Genomic DNA, 19,619 nt, shown 5'->3' on the forward strand with positions numbered 1-19,619 from the left:
GGTGTACCGTTTTCCTTCCGCCCTCCGCGGGGGTTGCACAACCCTCGGAGGCATCTGTGGTCAAGCCTGGACTCCCCAAGCTCATCGCGACCGACCTCGACGGCACTCTGGTGCGCAGCGACGACACCGTGTCCGCCTATACCCACGAGGTTCTCGAGCGGGTGCGGGCGGCCGGCATCCGTGTCGTCGGCGCCACCGGCCGGGGCCCCCGGCTGACCTCGCTGACCCGCAACGACATCCGCGACGCCGACTTCCTCGTGATGGCTCAGGGCGGCTGGGTGCTCGACCAGGCCGAGTCCACCTACCTGCTGCGTTCGCGTCTGCCCGGCCCCGCACTGGGCCGGGTGCTGGCCGGCCTCGAGGCCGAGGTCGGCGAGCTTTCGGTGATGGTCGAGGCGCTGGAGCACGACGAGTCCCCGCTCTGGGGCGACTACGACCCGACCTGGCGTTACCCCGTGGTCGTCGAGCGGCGTAACCGCGCCGAGTGCTGCTCCGGTGATGTGATCAAGGCGTTCGCGCGTTCGTTCGCGTACGACGTCGACGATCTGCTCGCGGTGGCCCGCCGGATCGTCCCGCCCGAGGTGGCCTCGGTCACCCAGGCCGGCCTCGACTACGTCGAGATCTGCCCGGCGAACGTGGACAAAGGCACCGGCCTGGCCGTGGTCGCCGAGGCGGTCGGCGTCGACCCGGCCGACGTGCTGGTCTTCGGCGACATGCCCAATGACCTGCCGATGTTCGCCTGGGCCGGGTGGGGACGGGTGGCCGTGGCCAACGCCCATCCCGAGCTGCGGGCGGTCGCCGACGACGTGACGCTCACCAACGACGAGGACGGCGTGGCGGTCTATCTGGACCGGCTAATGTCGAGGTGATGTCCACGCCTTACAAGCTGGTCGCCAGCGATATCGACGGCACCCTGATCCGCACCGACGGGACCCTGAGCAAACGCACCATCGAGGTGCTCGACGCTCTTCCGGTCCCGTTCGTCGTCGTGACCGGGCGGCCGGTGCGCTGGCTTCACCAGCTCTTCGAACAGATGGCCGCGCCGGTCCCGGCGATCTGCGCGAACGGCGCCGTGATCTACGACGCCGACCGCGACGAGGTGCTGCGGGCCGACCCGCTCTCGGCCGAACTGCTGCTCGACGTCAGCAAGCGGCTGCGCGAGGCCGTGCCCGACATCGCGCTGGCCGTGGAGGTCGAGGACGGGCGCTCCTTCTGGTACGAGGAGGCCTGGCCGGTGCGCTGGGAGGCCGACAACCGGGCCGTACGCGTCCTCGCCACCCCGGAAGAGCTGACCTCGGCGCCGGCCGTCAAGCTGCTGGCCCGCTCGGCCAACCACGGGCCGGACGACTTCTTCGAGTTGGTCAGCCGCACCCTGGGCGACATCGCCACGACCACCCACTCGTCGTCGAGCGCGCTGGTCGAGATCAGCGCGGCCGGCGTGACCAAGGCGGCCGGGCTGGCCTGGCACTGCGAGCGTTACGGCATCGACAAGTCCGAGGTGGTGGCGTTCGGCGACATGCCCAACGACATCCCGATGCTGACCTGGGCCGGTCACTCGGTTGCGATGGGCAACGCCCACCCCTCCCTCAAGAAGGTGGCCGACGAGATCGGACCCACCAACGACGAGGACGGGGTGGCGCTTTACCTGGCCGGCCTCTACGACCTTTAGAGGTATTGCCCCGTGCGGCCGTCGCTGCCCTCGCGCGGGACGGGCATGCCGGGCATCGCACCCATCGGCAGCGCCGGTCGGCCCGGGTTGCCGCCGCGCATCTGCTCGAGCTGCAGCCGGGCGGCCATCTGCTGGGCGACCAGCGCGGCCTGGATGCCGTGGAAGAGCCCCTCGAGCCAGCCGACGAGCTGAGCCTGCGCGATGCGCAGCTCGGCCTCGCTGGGCGGCGTCTCACCCTCGAAGGGCAGCGAGAGACGCTCGAGCTCGTCCCGCAGCTCGGGGGCGAGACCGTCCTCGAGCTCGGTGATCGAACGCTGGTGGATCTCGCGGAGCCGGCCCCGACTGGCCTCGTCGAGCGGCGCCGCGCGAACCTCCTCGAGAAGCTGCTTGATCATGCTGCCGATGCGCATGACTTTGGCCGGCTGCTCGATCAGGTTGCCGGGCTCCTCCGGGTTGACCGTCCCGTCGGCGTCGATCGTGCCCATCGGCCGCCCGTCGGGGCCGACCACCATGACAGAGCCGTCTTCCTGCTTCTCCGCGTTGCGCTGTTCGTCGGTCATGCGATCCATCTTCCCGCACGCTGCCTAGTCATTCGCCAGTGCCCGTGCCGTTGTCGGCCGAGACGACCGTCACGCCCGGAGCTCAGCTACGGCGCATTTCACACTGCCGCCGCCCCGCTTGAGCTCCGACAGGTCGACGTGGACGGGCTGATAACCGGCCGCGCGCACCTTGTCGCCCATGGCCGTGGCCTCGGTGTTGAGAATCACATGACGGCCGTCGCTGACCAGGTTGAGCCCGAACGCCTCGGCATCGGCCCGGTCGGCCCGGACCGCGTTCGGGAAGAGCTGCGCCAGCACCCGCTGCGAGGACGGCGAGAAGGCCTCCGGGTAGTACGTGACGTTGCCGTCGTCGAGGGCGGCCAGCGCGGTGTCCAGGTGATAGAAGGCCGGGTCGACCAGGCGCAGCGACACCACCGGGCGGCCGAGCACCTCCTGGGCCTCGTCGTGCGCGGCCGGGTCGGTGCGGAAGCCGTAGCCGGCGAGGACCATTCCCCCGTACGCCCCGGGAAGGTACGCGAAGTCGCCCTCGCCCTCGTTGACGTGCTCCGGACCGGCGAACTCCCAGCCCTGCCCGGCGTAGAACTCGCGGTGCGCGTCGGCCTCGGCGCTGCGCTCGGGATAGCGGAAGCGGGCGCCGTAGACCATGCCGTCGACCGAGAACGCGCCGTTCGCGGCGTAGACCATGTCGGGCAGCCCCGCCACGGCGTCGAGCACGTGCACCTGGTGGCCGAGGTCGGCGAGCGTGTCCCGCAGGACCTCCCACTGCTTGAGCGCCAGGGCGGCGTCGACCGGCACGGTCGTGTCCATCCACGGGTTGATGGCGTACTCGACCGTGAAATGCTTCGGAGGACACATGAGATATGTCCGGTTTCGCGGTAGGCGCTCGGTGTCGGTCACGAGTTAGAGCGTAGGTAGGCTGCGGTGCACGAAACAGCCAGAAATCTTGTCCGTTGGGGGCGAATCGTTGCAACTGGACGCCGTGGATCAGCGAATCGTTGCGCTGCTCATCGCTGACGCGCGATCCTCGTACGCCGAGATCGGCGCGAAGGTCTCACTGTCCGCTCCGGCGGTCAAACGCCGCGTCGACCGTCTTCGATCGAGTGGAGTGATCAAGGGCTTCACCACGGTCGTGGACCCGGCCGCGGTGGGCTGGACGACCGAGGCGTTCGTCGAGCTCTTCTGCACCGGGCGCACCACGCCGGCCCAGATCACGGTGGCCACCCGGCGGCATCCCGAGGTGGTCGGGGCGTACACGGTCTCGGGTCAGGCCGACGCCCTCGTGCATCTGCGCGCGGCCGACATCGGGCACCTCGAACAGACCCTGGAACGGCTGCGGGCCGAGCCGTTCGTCACCTCGACCCGCAGCATGATCGTCCTGTCCCGGTTGGTCGAGACCCCCGCCCCGGTCCCCGCCATCGAGTGACCTTGGGAACCCGGTCGCGGCCCGGCCCGTCCAACCGGCATGTCGCGTCGCTCCTGGTTCTGGTCCGCGCTGGCCGTGATTCCACTGGCCGGGTGCACGGCGTCGCCGGCCGCGCCGTCACCACCGGCCCCGGCCCCTCCGCTGAAACTCGTCGCCTTCGACTCGTGTGCGCAGCTCGAGAAGGAGTTGCGGGCGGCCACCGAACTGAGCAGCACGGCCGAGACCGGCGGAGCCCGGCTTGCCCTGCCCGACGGTGCCCGTGCCGCCGCCGCAGCACCTGACCAGGCCTATTCGGGCACCAACGTGCACGAGGCGGGCGTCGACGAACCCGACATCGTCAAGACCGACGGTAAACGGATCGTCGCCGTCTCGGGTGGCGTGCTGCGAGTGGTCGACACGGCCGCACGGGCGCAGACCGGCCGGCTCGACCTCGGCCTCCGGGCGTACGGGGAACCGACCTTGCTCCTCGCCGGTGATCGCGCGCTGGTGCTGGCCGACGGCGGTGGCGGCCCGATGCTGCGCGAGGACACCCGGATCATGCGCCCGTCGTCCGGCCGCTCCGAGGTGCTGCTGGTCGACCTGTCGCAGGCCCAGCCCCGGCTGATCAGCCGTTATCGCGGCGACGGCCGGATCGTCGACGCCCGGCAGCAGGGCAGCACGGCCCGGGTCGTGATCAGCAGCGGTCCCCGGTTCCAGCTGCCGTTCGGCCCCGGCGAAGTCCCGGAGAACGTGACGCAGGACGACGGGGCCGCGATCGCCGCCACCCCGGTCGACGCCTGGCTGCCGGACTGGGAGATCACCACCGGCGGCGCCACGACCAAGGGACAGCTCGACTGCTCGGCCGTGAGCCGGCCGGAATCGTTCTCGGGCCTGACGATGCTGCGGGTGCTCTCGTTCGACCTGACCGCGGCGGAGCTGGGCGCGGGCGATCCGGTCGCGATGATGGCCGACGGGGACGCGGTCTACGGCACGAGCGACAGCCTCTACATCGCCAACAACGAGAGCTGGCGGTTCAACACGGCGCCCTCCGACACGTCCCGGATCGCTCCGCCCGACGGCACCGACATCTACCGCTTCAGCCTGCCGCCGGTGGGCAAGCCGGCGTACGTGGCCTCGGGCAAGGTGCCGGGCCGACTGCTCAACCAATATTCGATGTCGGCCTGGGAGGGTCACCTGCGGGTGGCCACCACCAGCTGGACGGACGACGCCTCGGCGGTGCGGGTGCTGGCCGAGCGCGACGGCAAGCTCGTCCAGGTGGGCGCGGCCGAGGGTCTCGGCCATGGCGAGCGCATCTACTCCGTACGCTTCCTCGGCTCGCGCGGCTATGTGGTGACCTTCCGCCAGACCGATCCGCTGTACAGCCTCGACCTGTCCGACCCGGCGAAACCGCGGGTCACCGGCGAGCTGAAGATCACCGGCTACTCGTCACATCTGCAGCCGGTCGGTGAGGACCGGCTGATCGGCATCGGGCAGGAGGCGGACGCCCAGGGCCGGCCCCAGGGCATGCAGGTGTCCCTGTTCGACGTGACCGACCCGGCCGCGCCACGGCGTCTCGACCGGCACGTCGTGCCCGGCGGGCAGTCCGAGGCCGAGGCCGACCCGCACGCGATTCTCTGGTGGCCGGCGACGAACCTGCTGGTCCTGCCGGTCGCCGACGTCAAGGCCGACGGCGCGCTGGCCCTGTGGGTGACCGGTGACCGCCTGCAGCAGACGACCCGGCTCGCCGCGGGCGAAGCGTCGGCCGGTCCGATGCGCCGGGCTCTGGTCGTCGGCGACGTGCTCTGGTCGATCACCGGCGAGGGACTGCTCGCCACCAATGCGTCCACCCTGGACCGCGTCGCCTGGGTGGATCTGAAGTAGTCCGCGACGCCGTAGCCAGGGTCTGCCCCGACGGTCCGCCTCAGCCCCGCGTGGCCGGCGGGACAGACCCTGCCAAGCCGCTCGGTTCCGTCCGCCCCGGCGGGCCGGGCGGCTTCCGGCGTCTACAGATACATCCCCGTGCGGTGCTCGTCGGTGGCCGCCTTGCTCGGGGTCGGCTTGTCGCCCTCGCCGAAGAACCGCTTGCCGCCGAACTCGCCGTGCAGCCGGTCGTCAAGCTCGTCGGCCAGCCCGGTCATCACCTGCACGGCCAGCATCAGGTGGGTGGCCTGGAAGTTGCGGCCGAAGACCGGGATGGAAGCCCACACCGTGTCCTGCGCGCAGTACAGCCGGCCGATCGGCATCCGGTTGGTCAGCTCGGACAACTTCACATAGAGCTGCTCGGTTGGCTCGACCTCGGTCAGAATCGGCGAGAACACGTCGACGAGCGGCGGATTGTCGCGCACCCGGACGAACACCATCGCCGACCCGGCCCGGATGCCGATGTCGCCGTCCGCGTCCACCTGCAGCTGATCGGTCGTCGTCTTCGACATGGTCGCGACCACCGTGCGCACCCGCTCCTCGAGCGGGACGACTTCGTCGGCCGCGTCGGCCAGGGCGGCCGACAGCACACCGTCCTCGTCGAGGTCGTCGAGGCTGAGGTCGCCGTCGATGCTCGGCTCGTGCCGGGCCGTGGCCAGCGGAGTCGACTCGATCGGTTCGTCGTTCTCGTCGTGCACGAGATAGACCAGGAACGCCGGGTGCGGCGCGCCGTAGACGTCCCGAAGCGTGCGCGTGACCACGGTGGCAAGCCGGTTCGCGCTGTCCTGACTGGAGCTGAGCCCGAACGAGTCGCCCGAGCCCGGCAGCACCCCCGGCGGCGACCAGCCCAGCGCGACCAGGTCGGCGATCGAGGCGCGGTCCATCCGGTAGCCCTCAGGCAGGCCCGCGTTACCGATCGCCAGTGCCTCGACCACGCCACCCTCGAGGACCCGGATGCTGACCGAATAGACGGCTATGCCGGTGCCGGAGGCGGTCGGATCGAGGGTCAGATCGACGTGGGCCCCGGGCGCGAGCGTCGGCAGCAGGCCGGCCAGGGCCCGTGCGAACTCCCGCCATGCCTCGCCGACCTTGGCCCGAAGATCGGCCGTCGTCGGCTCGTCGAGGAGCACACCCTCGTTGGACTCGCCGGCTCCGGCGTTCTCTACCGTCATGATCGTCACCTCCGCTCCCGCCACCCTATCGAGCGGCGTCCGCCCCTCTCGCCCCCTCTCTCAACCGATGGGCGTTTCTTTCCCTCGGCCGGCCTCTTCCTGAACGACGGCCTGTTCCTGAACGACGGCCTGTTCCTGAACGACGGCCTGTTCCTGAACGACGGCCTGTTCCTGAACGACGGTCTCTTCCTGACCGTCGGCCTCGGACGGCCAGTCGAGGGCGAGGTCGCTGAGCTTCTCGGCCACCTCGGCCGGGTCGGCCCCGCGGCCCACGGCGAGTCCCAGCACGTACGCGGTCACCGGCGCCCCCGGCCGCACCACCCCGTGCGCCACGTCGCGGGCCAGGTCCAGCACTGTCTTGACCGGGACGTCGGCCGGATCAATGCCCACTTCTCCAGCGGCGGCGATCAGCCAGGCGTCGAGCTCGTTCATGGCGTTCCTTGTTCCCGTCGGCTCATCCTGCGAATTTCTCGCCATCTTTCCGGTCGAGCGCCGAGTTGATCATCGTGTTTCCGGCCACTCGCGGGGAATCATCGCGCCCATTCCTCGGCGGTGCGCAGATCGTCGTCGGTGTCGCAGTCGAACCACGGAGGCGGGCCCGGCCGTCGCCAGGACACCTCGGCCACCCGCAGATGGTTCATCAGCTCGCGCACCGAGGCGCCGTCGAGACTGCCCCGCTCCTCGGCCAGCCGGTCGACCGCCTCCCGCAGCGCCGCCGTCCGCCAGACGCCGCAGAGCATCTGCCGCCGGCCGTCGGCGTCGCGATAGACCGCGCCCTGCATCGGCGCCGACTCCGCGGTCAGCCGCAGCACGTCGATCGCCTCGCCGGTGAGAAGCGGCAGGTCGGCCGCCAGCAGGGCCGTGTAGGTGATGTTGTCGGGCACCAGCGCCAGACCGGCCGCGGTGGCCGCCACCGGGCCACTGCCGGGCGGATCCTCCCGGGTGGAATGCACCGGCACGGGCAGGTCGGGCGGGACCTTGCCGACGACTATGCGAGGGTCGGCGTCGTGCACCGCGGCGAGCACGCGGGTCAGCATGGACTGGCCGGCCACGGGCAGGGTCGGCTTGTCCGCACCACCCATTCGCCGCGCAGCTCCGCCGGCCAGCACCACCGCAGCAAATCCCCCCACGTACGTACCGTATCCCGACCGCGTGTCGAGCGTGACCGCGCGCTCAGTAACCCGTCGCGGATCACTCCCCGTCCCGGCCGCCCCACCGGCCCCGAACCGGCCTACGCTCGATCCATGGCGAGGACAATGACCCGGCGGCCGGTCGTGAAGATCAACCTCGAGACGTCCGGTGACCCACGCCGCCGCCCCGACGACCTCGCCGCCGAGGAACCGCTGGAGATCCGGGTGCACAAGGCGCCGCTGGCGGTCACGATGCGCACCCCCGGGCAGGACATCGACCTGGCCATGGGCTTCCTGCTGACCGAGGGCGTGATCAGCGGCGCCGACGACGTGGTCACCGCCCAGCTCTGCGCGGGCACGGACACGCCGAACACCTACAACGTGGTCGACATCGTGCTCGGCGCGGACGTGCCACCGCCGGTCACCGACCCGAGCCGCAACTTCTACACGACCAGCTCGTGCGGGGTGTGCGGCAAGGCCAGCATCGACGCCGTACGCACCCGCTCGCGCTTCGACGTCTCGGCAGACCCGCTGCGTGTGCCGGCGACCACCCTGGCCGAGCTGCCCGACCGGCTGCGCGCGGCTCAGCGCACCTTCGAGCGCACCGGCGGACTGCACGCGGCGGGATTGTTCACGGCCGAGGGCGAGCTGCTGGTGCTGCGCGAGGACGTGGGGCGGCACAACGCCGTCGACAAGGTGATCGGGTGGGCGCTGCGCGAGGGCCGGCTGCCGCTGACCGGGCATCTGCTGCTCGTGTCGGGCCGGGCCAGCTTCGAGCTCACGCAGAAGGCCTGGATGGCGGGCCTGCCCCTGCTCGCGGCCGTGTCGGCGCCCAGCACGCTGGCCGCGGAACTCGCCGACGAGGCCGGCATGACGCTGGTCGGCTTCCTCCGGGGCAAGAGCATGAACGTCTACACAGCACCGGAGCGTGTGACCGTCTGAGCCGATCACGGCGTCACCTCGGCGGATCTCCCGGGCCGGGCGCTGACGGCCTTGTGCAGGTCGTCGACGAATTCGTGGCCGATGCCGGCGGCGAGCAGGCGATCGAGTGACCACGCGAAGCGGTGGGCCGGGTTGTGCAGCAGCGCCCGGTCGATAGCGACCCGGGCCAGCGAGCCCAGACCGGCCCGCCAGGCCGAGTAGGACAGCAACGCGGCCGCCGGGGCCACATAGGGCGGCTCCACCCGGCGGGTCACCTCGGTCCACAGGGCGACCCGCCAGTACTCGTCATGAGTGCGCTCCACGGCGTAGTCGAACACCGCCGAGTCGGCCAGCGTCAGGCCCAGCTCGGCGGTCTCTTCGAAGGTCAGCGTCCGGCCGGAGGCGTACCGTCTCTCGGCCATCTCGACCAGTTGAGGACCGGCCCGCCCGATCACGACGCCCCGCGCGCGGACCTGCGCGGTCACCGCCCTCATCCGTACCCGCTGCTCCCCCTCGACCCCGGCGATCTGCGCGACCAGCTCCTTGCGGTTCGGCAGCGCGACCTGACCCTGGAACACCGCCGAGGCGGCGATCGAGCTGTGCGGCGAGGGAACGGGATTGCCCTGCGGCGGGCAGCAGGCGGGGTCGGTGCAGTCGTACGACCACCAGCGCCCCGCGGTGATGCGCACGCGTTCCAGAACCCGTACGCCGTTGTCGTGGAGGTCGCCGGCGAGCGCCCGGACAGTGCGGTCGACCGGGCCGGGCGGACCGAACCCCAGGATCGACACCGCCTCGACCTCCTGGGCGGCGACCAGCGGCGCTATCGATTCCGTGCCGTCATCGCGCGGCGTCAGCAGGTCATGCCGCGCGACGAACCCCACCGCCGGGCCCACCGTGCCGATCACCACGACGCTGTCGGAAGGGTGGAACCCCAGCAGGTAGGGCGTGACGGCGATGAGATCCGAGGTGTTGCGAACGGTGATCCGGCAGTCGGGTTTCATGCCGGGCAGCCTGGACCCTCAGACGTCCCTCCGGAGGGGCCTGTGGACGACACGCGGAGTTATCCACCGGCCTCATTTGCCGAGGCGCAGGTGGGGCCGGTTCGGCCGCTACGAACGGAACTGCAGTTCGTGCAGTTCCAGGCTGTCGTGCTGGCGGTCCCGGTCCGCGCTCCTCAGGTCGAGGGTGAGCTCGATCGACGAAAGCACGTCGTACCCGGCCGCGTGCAGGCTGCGGATCGCCTCGATGTTGCGCGACTCGGGCGAGATCGTCAGCGAGGTCATGCTGCGGCGGCGCGCCTCGTTGGCCACGTGCCGAAGCAACTTGCGCCCCACCCCTTTGTGCCGGTGCGAGATCGTCACCACGATCGGCTCGACCTCGCCGGCCCGGCCGCGGATCACCAGCCCGACCATCCCGATCACTCCGTCGTCGGCGTGGTCGGCGACCCACAGGCCACCGAGATCGAGCCGCGTGAGGTATTCCTCGAAGCCCTCGCCGGCGTCCCGATCGGCCACGCCGTACATCTGGTTGTGCTGATTGGTCAGCTCGGACCACAGCTGACGGCCCGCGGAGTGGTCACTCGGGCGGTACGAACGCACCGTGACAGGGCTCATGCCGACATTTTGACTCCGATTTCGGGCAGCCGTAAGCCGAAGCGCAAGATAAGGCCGTGGACCAGGCGTACTTGCGCGCGCACCCCGAGCACCTCCCGACATTTCTCACCCACCAGCGCATCCGCGAGACGCCGGTGGGCGGCGGCAGTGTGTCGTCGGCCAGCCGGCTCACGCTCGACGACGGCAGCTCGGTGTTCGCCAAGACGTGGCGGTCGGGTTCGGGTTCGGTCGCGCCGCCGCCCGGCTTCTTCGCGGCCGAGGCGTCCGGTCTGTCCTGGTTACGCGAGGTCGGAGCCCCGGTTCCCGAGGTCATCGTCGCGCTGCCCACCATGATCGCGACCGAATGGATCGAGCCCGGCGAACCGTCCCGGGCGGCCGCCGAGCAGCTGGGACGCGATCTGGCCGCGCTGCATCGCTCCGGCGCTCCGGCGTTCGGCGCCGACTGGACCGGCTACATCGGCCCGCTCGAGCTCGACAACACCCCGGCCACCGGATCGTGGGGTTCATGGTTCGCCGAGCGCCGGCTCCAGCCGTACCTCAAGACGGCGGCCGATCGTGGGGCGCTCACGTCGACCGAGATTGCGCTGGTCGAGCGGGTCATGCAGAGCCTTCCCACGTACGGGGGGAACGAGGCGCCCAGCCGCACCCACGGCGACCTGTGGCCCGGGAACGTGCTGTGGGCAGCCGACGGACAGGCCCGGCTCGTCGATCCGGCCGCGCAGGGTGGCCATCGCGAGACCGACCTGGCCGAACTGGCCCTTTTCGGCGGTGTGCCCTATCTGTCGACGATCCTGGCGGCGTACGGGGAAATGCACCCCCTCGCCGACGGCTGGCCGGCTCGGGTGCCGTTGCACCAGCTGCATCTGCTGCTCGTGCACGCGGCGGCATTCGGCGGAGGCTACCGCGCCGATGTGCACGCGGCCGCGTTGTCCACAGTCCGTGGAATGTGATCGAGTCGGTTGTCCACAGGACGTTCTCGGTTGAGGCCGCCGCCGCGCGAAGCGGCTAGATTCGATCTGTGAACACGCGTGGAGGATCGAAGGCGTCGATCCCGCTCGCCGACAGGTTCGGGCGAGTGGCGACTGATCTGCGCGTTTCGCTGACTGATCGCTGCAATCTGCGCTGCACCTATTGCATGCCCGAGGAGGGCCTGGCCTGGATGCCGCGTGATCAGCAGCTCACCGACGACGAGGTGAACCGGCTGATCCGGATCTCGGTCGAGACGCTCGGCATTCAAGACGTGCGTTTCACCGGTGGTGAGCCGTTGCTGCGGCGCGGGCTGGTCGGCATCGTGCGGGCCGCGGCCAGTTTGTCGCCCCGGCCCCGATTGATGCTGACCACCAACGGCATCGGGCTCGAACGGCTGGCCGAGCCGCTGCGTGACGCCGGGCTCGACCGGGTCAACGTCTCGCTCGACACGCTCGACCCCGCCCGGTTCCAGGCCCTGACCCGCCGTGATCGGCTCGCCGACGTGCTGCGCGGGCTGGCCGCGGCGGCCGCGGCCGGGCTCACTCCCGTAAAGATCAATACGGTGCTCATGCGGGGCATCAACGACGACGAGGCGCCCGAGCTGCTGCGGTTCGCGCTCGATCATGGCTATCAGCTGCGCTTCATCGAGCAGATGCCACTCGACGCCCAGCATCAGTGGGACAGGCACACGATGGTCACCGCCGACGAGATCCTCGAGTCCCTTTCCCCGTACGCGCTCCGGCCCGATTCGGTTTCACGTGGAACGGCGCCGGCCGAGACGTGGCTGGTGCCGGGCCACGTCGACGCCGCCGGCGAACCAGCCCGGGTCGGCATCATCGGCAGCGTGACCAGGCCTTTCTGCGGCGACTGTGACCGCACGAGGCTGACCGCCGACGGCCAGATCCGCGATTGCCTGTTCGCCACCGACGAGAGCGACCTACGCAAGCTGCTGCGCGGCGGCGCGACCGACGCCGAGGTGGCCGAGGCCTGGCGGGTGGCCATGAGCGGCAAGCGAGCCGGCCACGGCATCGACGACCCAACTTTCCTGCAGCCCACCCGGCCGATGTCGGCCATCGGCGGCTGAGATGCCATTCTCCGCCACTTCCTACCGACAGCCCCCGGCGAAGTGGCCAGGGTCGAGCCGAACCGACGATCCGCCCCGCCCAGGTGGGCCATCTGGGGCCAAGATGCCGCTTCCCGCTGCTTCCTGCCGAGCGGCCACGTCGAAGTGGCCAGGCCCGAGCCGGGACGCCGATCCGCGAAACGCGACTCAGCTCCCGTGGGCGTCTGGTCGCCGCACCGCCGTGATTCCGTCAGCCGCCCGCCAGCAGGGAGCCCGGCCGACGACACGGGGGGCGCGAGCTGGGTTGTCCGACATCGGCCGTCGGGTACTCGCCGATGTTCCTGCGCCTGCGCTGCTGTTCGTGGCCGACGCGTCGAACCGGAGACATCCATGGCCACGCTGACTGTCCGCTACTTCGCCGGAGCCCGCGCCGCAGTTGGTGGCACGCGGAGCGAGGTTGTCGAGGCCGCGACGTTGGAAGGCTTGAAACAGCTCCTGACCAACCGCCATGGTGAGCGCCTCGGCGTGGTTCTCAAGGCCGCCAGCTTCCTGGTCGACGGTCTGACCTGCCACGACCAGACTTCACCCCTACCCGCCGGAGCTACGGTCGACGTCCTCCCGCCCTTCGCCGGCGGCTGAGGATCACCGACGCGCTGATGGAGTGGTCGGGGCCTTGAAGCGGTAGGCCCGCGCTTCCCCGCCCTGCTCGTGCCGCCTGGCGGAGGTGGCCGGCTCCTCGAGGCCAGCTTCGCGGGTAAGACCTACCTGCCGATAAAGGCGCACTCTCCACTGCCTACGCCTCGGACCGCGAGCGCCGAGCAGCATGAACGACAGCGGCTTGCCGTCATCGCGACCGGCCAACTCACGGCGAATACGACCACTCAGCGGCTCTGGACGACCGCATCGCCGGGCTGCACGAGCGCTCGCCGGGTGTCCGGATCGTTCGGCAATGTGTGGCGGCCCGCCACGGAGGCTAAGCCATTCCGAGGCTGGTTTCGGCACAAGACGCGCTGGCCGGTGACGAGACGCCGGCGTTGTGCCGCTGGAGGATGTGCAGGACGCGATGGGGCATGCCGCTGGCCGGGTTCGCGGCGGTGCAGGAGCGGGCGGGTCACCGTGCGGGGCAGTTTCGAGGGCCGAGGCGGGGATTCCGGGCGCGAAGGTGGATCGGACGGTGCGCGGTTCGCGGCTGGACGGGCTGGCCGCGCCGGTCATTTCGTGCCTGCTGCCGACGTCGCAGGCGGCTGGGCCGCGGGAGAAGACCTGCTGACCTATGGCCGTCGGTAAAGCTCAGCGACGTGCCCGATGCCCGTCAGGCCGGCACGGGCGCTTGACCCCACGCGGGCTACGCAGCGCCGCTGAGCCGACACGGGCGCTCGGCCAAATGCACGCCGCACGACGCTGCTTTGGTGGACACGGGCGCTTGACCCGACGCGGGTTACTCAGCGCAGCCGAGGCTGACACGGGACTCGGCGAGGTTGAGAGCCCGTGCACGGTGCGCGGTGGAGAGCCAGAGAGCGGCGCAACGCGGTGGGCGGCGGCCAGGGGTCAAGGCGCGGCGCCACGTGGTCGGTCGGCGCGCGGCCTGCGGGCCAGCGATCGGCGTCGGACGGTGGAGCCGGAAGGCCAGAATGGACGGCTTCGGGGCTCGGAGACGGGGGACTCAAGTGGCTGGCGGGCTTGAAGTGGGAGTTGGGGCCGGGCGGGCTGTGGCGGGGGCCTTCGGGCTGGGGGCGGTTCGGGGCGAGCTTCAGCCCGTGGCGTTTCGCAGCTCGCGGACCTGGCGGCTTGATACCGGGGACGGGTCGGTGCTGGTCAAGCACGTCGCGGCCGAAGACTGGCTGGAGGACTTCGGGCGCGCCATGGCCTTTGAGCGCACGGCCCGCAACGCCGGGATCGACATGCCACGGGCCGTCGAGCCGGTTGAAGCGGCCGTGGGATCTGCGGCCTTCGTGGCGGGGATCGGGCTGGTTCGGGTCTACGAGTGGGTGGACGGGCGGGAACTCGAGGACGGCGACGACGTCTCCGAATGGCTGGGGGAAACGCTGGCCCGGCTGCACCAAATCGCGCCGGTGGAGGACAGCCGCGGGGCGCTGGAGTGGTATCGGCTTGATGATCGGGGGCTCTGGGAAGGGTGGCTCCGGCAGGGCGAGCAGGCCGGGAAGACCTGGGCGGCGGGGCTTCGGGCTCGGCTGGAGGATGTCGTGGGGGCGGCGGAGTGGGTGGCCCGGGGCTTCGTGGGGGCCGGGGACTACGTGGTGACGCACCGGGATGTCGAGCCGTGGAATGTGATGGTCACGGCGGGCGGGCCGGTGCTGATCGACTGGGACGGGGCGGGGACGGACAGCGCGGGGCTCGAGGCGGCGCAGGCGACGGTGGAGTTTGCCCGGCGAGGTGCTGCGGTGCCGGATGAGCGGCTGGTGCGGCGCGTCCGGGATGCGTATGTCGCCGCGGGTGGGGCCTCGTACGGTGGGCCGGATGTGCTGGTGCGGCGGGTCGGGCTGCGGCTGGGGCGGCTGGCCGAGCGGCTGCGGATGTCGCTGGGTGAGCAGGAGCTCGGACCGCGCGACCTGGCGGAGGTCGAGCGGCAGGCGGCGGAAAGGATCGCCCAGACGCCGGCCTTCGTCGCCTATTTGCGGAGCTACCGGCTCTGAGGCGACGGACACTGCGGTGAGAGACGGCACCCCGGGAGGGCTCGTCAGTCTGCTCTCAGGAAGAGCCTGGACACTGTGCGGCAAGTAAAGCTGGGGAGGACGTCTTGGTGGTATTCGTCGGGCTGATCATGGTGGTCATCGGCCTGATCCACTTCTACCTGTGGAAGCGGCTCGTCAAGGATCCGCTGCCGCCGGGGCGGGCCCGCCGGATCGGGGCGGTGATCGCGGTCGCGCTGGCCGTTCTGGCGCCGGCGACCCTGATCGGGGTGCGGTCGGGGGCGTTGCCGTGGCTGGCCTGGCCGGGCTATCTGTGGATCGCGCTCATGTTCTATCTGCTGGTCACGCTGGCCGTGCTCGAGATCCCCCGGCTCGCGGTGGTGCTCTTGTGGCGCTCCAGGAGGCGTACGGGGAAAGGCAGCGCAAGCGGCACCGCAAAGAATGACCCGGTGCAGCCCGCGACGGTGCTGACCCTGGACAAGGACGGCGGCGACGACGACGGGATCGAACGGCGGGTGCTGCTGGCGCGGGGGGCGGCGATCTTCGCGGGGCTGACGGCGGCCGGCGTGACCGGCTACGGGGTCAAGACGGCGCTGGGCGGGCCGCAGATCGCGCGGATCCAGATTCCGCTGGCCAAGCTGCCCCGGGCCATGGACGGGACCCGGCTGGCGGTCGTGTCGGACATTCACCTCGGGCCGCTGACCGGCATGAACCACGCCCGGCGCATCGTCGACGTGATCAATTCGGTGCAGGCGGACATCGTGTGCGTCGTGGGTGACCTTGTAGACGGCAGCGTTGCGGAGCTGGGGCGGTTCGCGGCGCCGCTGGCCGAGATCCAGTCGCGGCAGGGGGCGTATTTCGTGACCGGGAACCACGAGTACTACTCGGGCTTCCAGGAGTGGGTTGACGAGGTCGCGCGCCTGAACATCCGGCCGTTGCGCAACGAGCGGCTGGAGCTGGGCGGCCTGGATCTAGCGGGCGTCAACGACCTGGGTGGCGCCGACGCGGGCGACCCGCCGGACTTCGCCAAGGCGCTCGGCGACCGCGACACCGCCCGGCCCGTCGTGCTGATGGCCCACCAGCCGGTCGCTGTTCACGACGCGGCCCCGTTCGGGGTCGATCTTCAGGTTTCCGGTCACACCCACGGCGGCCAGATGGCACCCTTCAACCTGCTGGTCGGCCTGCAACAGCCCGTGACGTCCGGTTTGGGCACCGTCGACGGGGTTCCGGTCTACGTCACCAACGGCGCCGGCTTCTGGGGACCGCCGGTCCGGGTGGGAGCGCCGCCGCAGGTCAGCGTGATCGAGTTGCGCGCCCGGTAAGAACATCAAGATCCGTAATTTCGTCAAGGCGTGGCGATTCGTGCGAGCGACCGGGGGCGTGACAGGATGCAGCGCGTGCCCTCGGACAGCGCAGGGTCCTCGGTCGCCGCGGACACATACGTCGCGGATCTTCACATCCACTCGCGCTTCTCGCGTGCCTGCAGCCGTGACCTGACGCTGCCCAATCTGGCCTGGTGGGCGCGGCGCAAGGGGATCGCCCTGCTGGGCACGGGCGACTTCACGCACCCGGCCTGGTTCGACCACCTGCGCGAGAGCCTGGTGGAAAAGGAACCGGGCCTCTTCGGGTACGCCGACGAGCCCGAGGTCACCAAGCGGCTGCCCGGTTCGCTGCAGGCCGCGACGACGGCGACGTTCATGCTCAGCGTCGAGATCTCGACGATCTACAAGCGTGACGACCGTACGCGCAAGGTTCACCACCTGATCTACATGCCCGACTTCGCGTCGGCCGCGAAGTTCAACACCGCGCTGGGCCGCATCGGCAACCTGACCGCCGACGGCCGGCCGATCCTCGGGCTCGACTCGCGCGACCTGCTCGAGATCACCCTGGAGGCGGGCGGCTATCTGGTGCCCGCGCACATCTGGACCCCGTGGTTCTCGGCGCTGGGCTCCAAGTCGGGCTTCGACGCGATCGCCGACTGCTACGCCGACCTGGCCGAGCACGTCACCGCGGTCGAGACCGGGTTGTCCTCCGACCCCGAGATGAACTGGCGGGTGTCCAGTCTCGACCGGTACCGCCTGGTCTCGAACTCGGACGCGCACTCCCCGGCCGCCCTGGCCCGCGAGGCGACGTTGTTCACCGGCACGCCGAGCTACGACGCGGTCCGCAACGGCACCGGGCTGGCCGGCACGCTCGAGTTCTTCCCCGAGGAGGGCAAGTATCACGCCGACGGCCACCGCGCCTGCGGCGTGAACTGGGAACCGGAGCGCACCCGCGAGCACGGCGGCCGCTGCCCGGAATGCGGCAAGCCGCTGACCGTGGGCGTGCTGAGCCGGGTCGAGGATCTCGCCGACCGGCCGCTCGGGTTCCAGAAGGGCATCCACGTCGAGCACCTGATCCAGCTGCACGAGATCCTCGGCGAGATCAACGGTGTCGGCCCGAAGTCCAAGACGGTCGAGAGCCAGCTCAACCACCTGGTCGCGACGCTCGGGTCCGAGCTCGACATCCTCCGCCGGATTCCGCTCGACGCGATCGGTCAGGCCGGTGGCGACGAATTGCGCGAGGGCATCTCGCGGCTGCGGCGCGGCGACGTTCGCCGGGTGGCGGGCTACGACGGCGAGTACGGGGTGATCACCCTTTTCGAGCCGGGTGAGCTGCGCAACCGGGCCAGCGCGCCGCAGGTCGAGACGCTGTTCGACGTGCCGCAGCAGCGCAAGCCCGAACCGGCTCCCCGGCCCAGGGCCGTCAAGTCCGCCAAGGCGCCCAAGAGGCCCGAGGCGCCGCCGCCGATCACCGTGCCGGCCAGCCCGCACGAGCCGTTCGAGCCCATGCTGGCGGGGATGGAGGAGGTCGGCACCGGACTGCTCGACCGCCTCGACGCGATGCAGCGGGTGGCGGCGTCGGCTCCCGGCGGTCCCCTGCTGATCGTGGCCGGTCCCGGCACCGGAAAGACCCGGACGCTCACGCACCGCATCGCCTATCTCTGCGCCGAGCTCGGTGTCTTCCCGCATCGCTGCCTGGCCATCACGTTCACTCGGCGCGCCGCCGGGGAGCTGCGCGAACGCCTCGACTCGCTGCTGGGCGACGTGGCCGAGGACATCACCGTCGGCACGTTCCACTCGGTCGGGCTGGCCATCCTGAAGGACAACGCGCGGGCCGCCGGCCTGGGCGCGACCTGGCGGATCGCCGACGAGGGCGAGCGGGCCGAGGCGCGCGAGCAGGCCGGGGACGACGACCACGCGTACGCGAAACTGCTGCGCCAGCAGGACCTGGTCGACCTCGACGATCTGATCGCCCTGCCGGTCGCCCTGCTGCGTGACGAGCCGGCCCTGGTCGAGAAGTACCGCAAGCGCTGGCAGTGGATCTTCGTGGACGAGTACCAGGACGTCGACGAGACCCAGTACGAGCTGTTGCGCCTGCTCAGCCCGGCCGACGGCAACCTCTGCGCGATCGGCGACCCCGACCAGGCGATCTATTCGTTCCGCGGCGCCGACGTGAAGTACTTCCTGCGCTTCAACGAGGATTTCGTCGACGCCCGGCTCGTACGGCTGACTCGCAACTACCGTTCGTCCGCGCCGATCGTGGCCGCGGCCGTTCAGGCGATCGCCCCGACGTCGCTGGTCAACGGCCGCCGGCTCGATCCGGCCCGGCTCGACCCGGAGGCGCCGCTGGTCGGCCGGTATTCGGCGGCGAGCGTCGCCGACGAGGCCGACTTCGTCGTGCGCACCATCGACGACCTGGTCGGTGGCCTGTCACACCGGTCGCTCGACTCGGGCCGGGTCGACTCCCGCTCGATCGCGGCCGACAATCTGTCCTTCTCGGACATCGCCGTGCTCTATCGCACCGACTCGCAGTCGAGCGCGATCGTCGAGGCGCTGTCCCGGGCCGGTGTGCCGGTGCAGAAGCGCTCGCACAACCGGCTGCGTGACCGGCCCGGCGTCCAGGTGATCGCCCGCGAGATGCGGCATGCCGGCGGTCCCGGCGGGTCGCTGTCGGCGCGCATCAAGCTCACCGCCGAGATGCTGGCCCAGCGGTTCGCCGCGCCCACCCTGGACGGCGAGCAGCTCGCGCCCGAGGACATCTGGACCGCGGCCGACCTGCTGCGCCCGCTCGCCCAGCGGGTCGGCGACGACATGCCGGGCTTCCTGCAAGAGATCGAGACCGGGGCCGAAGTGGACGCGCTCGACCCGCGGGCCGGTGCGGTCAATCTGCTCACCCTGCACGCCGCCAAGGGCCTCGAGTTCCCGGTGGTGTTCCTGGTCGGCTGCGAGGACGGCCTGCTGCCGCTGCGCTGGCCGGGTGGCGCGCCCGAGCCGGACGACATCGCCGAGGAGCGCCGGCTGTTCTTCGTCGGGCTGACCCGGGCGCAGGACAGGCTCTATGTGAGCCATGCGGCCCGCCGGTTCCGGCACGGCAGCGAGCGCGAGCAGAACCCGACGCCGTTCCTCGACGTGATCGACTCCGGCCTCTTCGAGCGGCTCGGCGACACCGTGCCCTCCCGGCCCAAGGACCGGCAGCTCAGGCTGTTGTAACAGCCTCTCCCGGCCCA

Annotated in this window: 18 protein-coding genes; 11 read left to right on the plus strand and 7 right to left on the minus strand. The window is 70.8% G+C overall.

Translation table 11 applies throughout. The features are described 5' to 3' along the window. Nucleotides 1–56: 56 nt before the first annotated feature. A complete protein-coding gene (locus ACZ3I4_RS27105) occupies nucleotides 57–869 on the plus strand; it encodes an HAD-IIB family hydrolase (protein ID WP_465384835.1) in 813 nt (270 codons plus the stop codon). Then, nucleotides 869–1,669, plus strand: a complete 801-nt coding sequence (locus tag ACZ3I4_RS27110) for an HAD family hydrolase (RefSeq protein WP_465384836.1) — start codon at nucleotides 869–871, stop codon at nucleotides 1,667–1,669. The genes ACZ3I4_RS27105 and ACZ3I4_RS27110 overlap by 1 nt, the downstream gene beginning before the upstream one ends. Here ACZ3I4_RS27110 and ACZ3I4_RS27115 read toward each other — a convergent pair. Beyond that, complete coding sequence (locus ACZ3I4_RS27115; protein ID WP_465384837.1) at nucleotides 1,666–2,229, minus strand: bacterial proteasome activator family protein; 564 nt, start codon at nucleotides 2,227–2,229, stop codon at nucleotides 1,666–1,668. The genes ACZ3I4_RS27110 and ACZ3I4_RS27115 overlap by 4 nt on opposite strands. 69 nt (nucleotides 2,230–2,298) lie before the next feature. Beyond that, entirely contained in the window at nucleotides 2,299–3,126 is an 828-nt protein-coding gene (gene ddaH, locus ACZ3I4_RS27120; protein ID WP_465384838.1) for a dimethylargininase, read from the minus strand. A gap of 67 nt (nucleotides 3,127–3,193) precedes the next feature. On the opposite strand from ddaH, the gene ACZ3I4_RS27125 reads away from it, so the two are divergent. Further along, entirely contained in the window at nucleotides 3,194–3,652 is a 459-nt protein-coding gene (locus ACZ3I4_RS27125) for an Lrp/AsnC family transcriptional regulator (RefSeq protein ID WP_465385051.1), read from the plus strand. Between the two features lie 39 nt (nucleotides 3,653–3,691). After that, a complete protein-coding gene (locus ACZ3I4_RS27130; protein ID WP_465384839.1) occupies nucleotides 3,692–5,512 on the plus strand; it encodes a beta-propeller domain-containing protein in 1,821 nt (606 codons plus the stop codon). A 122-nt stretch (nucleotides 5,513–5,634) separates the two neighbouring features. Here the strand turns inward: ACZ3I4_RS27130 and ACZ3I4_RS27135 are convergent, their stop codons facing one another. From ACZ3I4_RS27135 to mobA, 3 genes are all read right to left on the minus strand, one after another. Next, on the minus strand, nucleotides 5,635–6,723 hold the full coding sequence (locus ACZ3I4_RS27135) for a T3SS (YopN, CesT) and YbjN peptide-binding chaperone 1 (RefSeq protein WP_465384840.1): 1,089 nt from the start codon (nucleotides 6,721–6,723) through the stop codon (nucleotides 5,635–5,637). Between the two features lie 60 nt (nucleotides 6,724–6,783). Then, entirely contained in the window at nucleotides 6,784–7,155 is a 372-nt protein-coding gene (locus ACZ3I4_RS27140; RefSeq protein WP_465384841.1) for a DUF6457 domain-containing protein, read from the minus strand. A 98-nt stretch (nucleotides 7,156–7,253) separates the two neighbouring features. Next, complete coding sequence (mobA, locus tag ACZ3I4_RS27145; RefSeq protein ID WP_465384842.1) at nucleotides 7,254–7,853, minus strand: molybdenum cofactor guanylyltransferase; 600 nt, start codon at nucleotides 7,851–7,853, stop codon at nucleotides 7,254–7,256. A gap of 114 nt (nucleotides 7,854–7,967) precedes the next feature. On the opposite strand from mobA, the gene fdhD reads away from it, so the two are divergent. Beyond that, a complete protein-coding gene (gene fdhD / locus ACZ3I4_RS27150) occupies nucleotides 7,968–8,795 on the plus strand; it encodes a formate dehydrogenase accessory sulfurtransferase FdhD (protein ID WP_465384843.1) in 828 nt (275 codons plus the stop codon). Nucleotides 8,796–8,800: 5 nt separating this feature from the next. Here the strand turns inward: fdhD and ACZ3I4_RS27155 are convergent, their stop codons facing one another. Beyond that, nucleotides 8,801–9,775, minus strand: a complete 975-nt coding sequence (locus tag ACZ3I4_RS27155) for a DUF4192 domain-containing protein (protein ID WP_465384844.1) — start codon at nucleotides 9,773–9,775, stop codon at nucleotides 8,801–8,803. Between the two features lie 108 nt (nucleotides 9,776–9,883). Next, entirely contained in the window at nucleotides 9,884–10,387 is a 504-nt protein-coding gene (locus tag ACZ3I4_RS27160; RefSeq protein WP_465384845.1) for a GNAT family N-acetyltransferase, read from the minus strand. A 56-nt stretch (nucleotides 10,388–10,443) separates the two neighbouring features. Here ACZ3I4_RS27160 and ACZ3I4_RS27165 point away from each other — a divergent pair, with 56 nt between their 5' ends. The 6 genes from ACZ3I4_RS27165 (at nucleotide 10,444) to ACZ3I4_RS27190 (ending at nucleotide 19,602) form a co-directional block, all read left to right on the plus strand. Then, complete coding sequence (locus ACZ3I4_RS27165; protein ID WP_465384846.1) at nucleotides 10,444–11,337, plus strand: fructosamine kinase family protein; 894 nt, start codon at nucleotides 10,444–10,446, stop codon at nucleotides 11,335–11,337. A gap of 68 nt (nucleotides 11,338–11,405) precedes the next feature. Further along, entirely contained in the window at nucleotides 11,406–12,440 is a 1,035-nt protein-coding gene (gene moaA, locus ACZ3I4_RS27170; protein WP_465384847.1) for a GTP 3',8-cyclase MoaA, read from the plus strand. A 369-nt stretch (nucleotides 12,441–12,809) separates the two neighbouring features. After that, entirely contained in the window at nucleotides 12,810–13,058 is a 249-nt protein-coding gene (locus ACZ3I4_RS27175; RefSeq protein ID WP_465384848.1) for a MoaD/ThiS family protein, read from the plus strand. A 1,118-nt stretch (nucleotides 13,059–14,176) separates the two neighbouring features. Next, the gene (locus ACZ3I4_RS27180; RefSeq protein WP_465384849.1) at nucleotides 14,177–15,073 is read left to right on the plus strand and encodes an aminoglycoside phosphotransferase family protein; all 897 of its coding nucleotides are present in this window, start codon (nucleotides 14,177–14,179) and stop codon (nucleotides 15,071–15,073) included. A gap of 128 nt (nucleotides 15,074–15,201) precedes the next feature. Beyond that, nucleotides 15,202–16,392, plus strand: a complete 1,191-nt coding sequence (locus ACZ3I4_RS27185) for a metallophosphoesterase (protein WP_465385052.1) — start codon at nucleotides 15,202–15,204, stop codon at nucleotides 16,390–16,392. Nucleotides 16,393–16,467: 75 nt separating this feature from the next. Then, nucleotides 16,468–19,602, plus strand: coding sequence for a UvrD-helicase domain-containing protein (locus tag ACZ3I4_RS27190; RefSeq protein WP_465384850.1), 3,135 nt, complete (start codon nucleotides 16,468–16,470; stop codon nucleotides 19,600–19,602). Nucleotides 19,603–19,619 lie beyond the last annotated feature (17 nt).

It is taken from the genome of Actinoplanes sp. NPDC021490 (genome assembly GCF_055562135.1).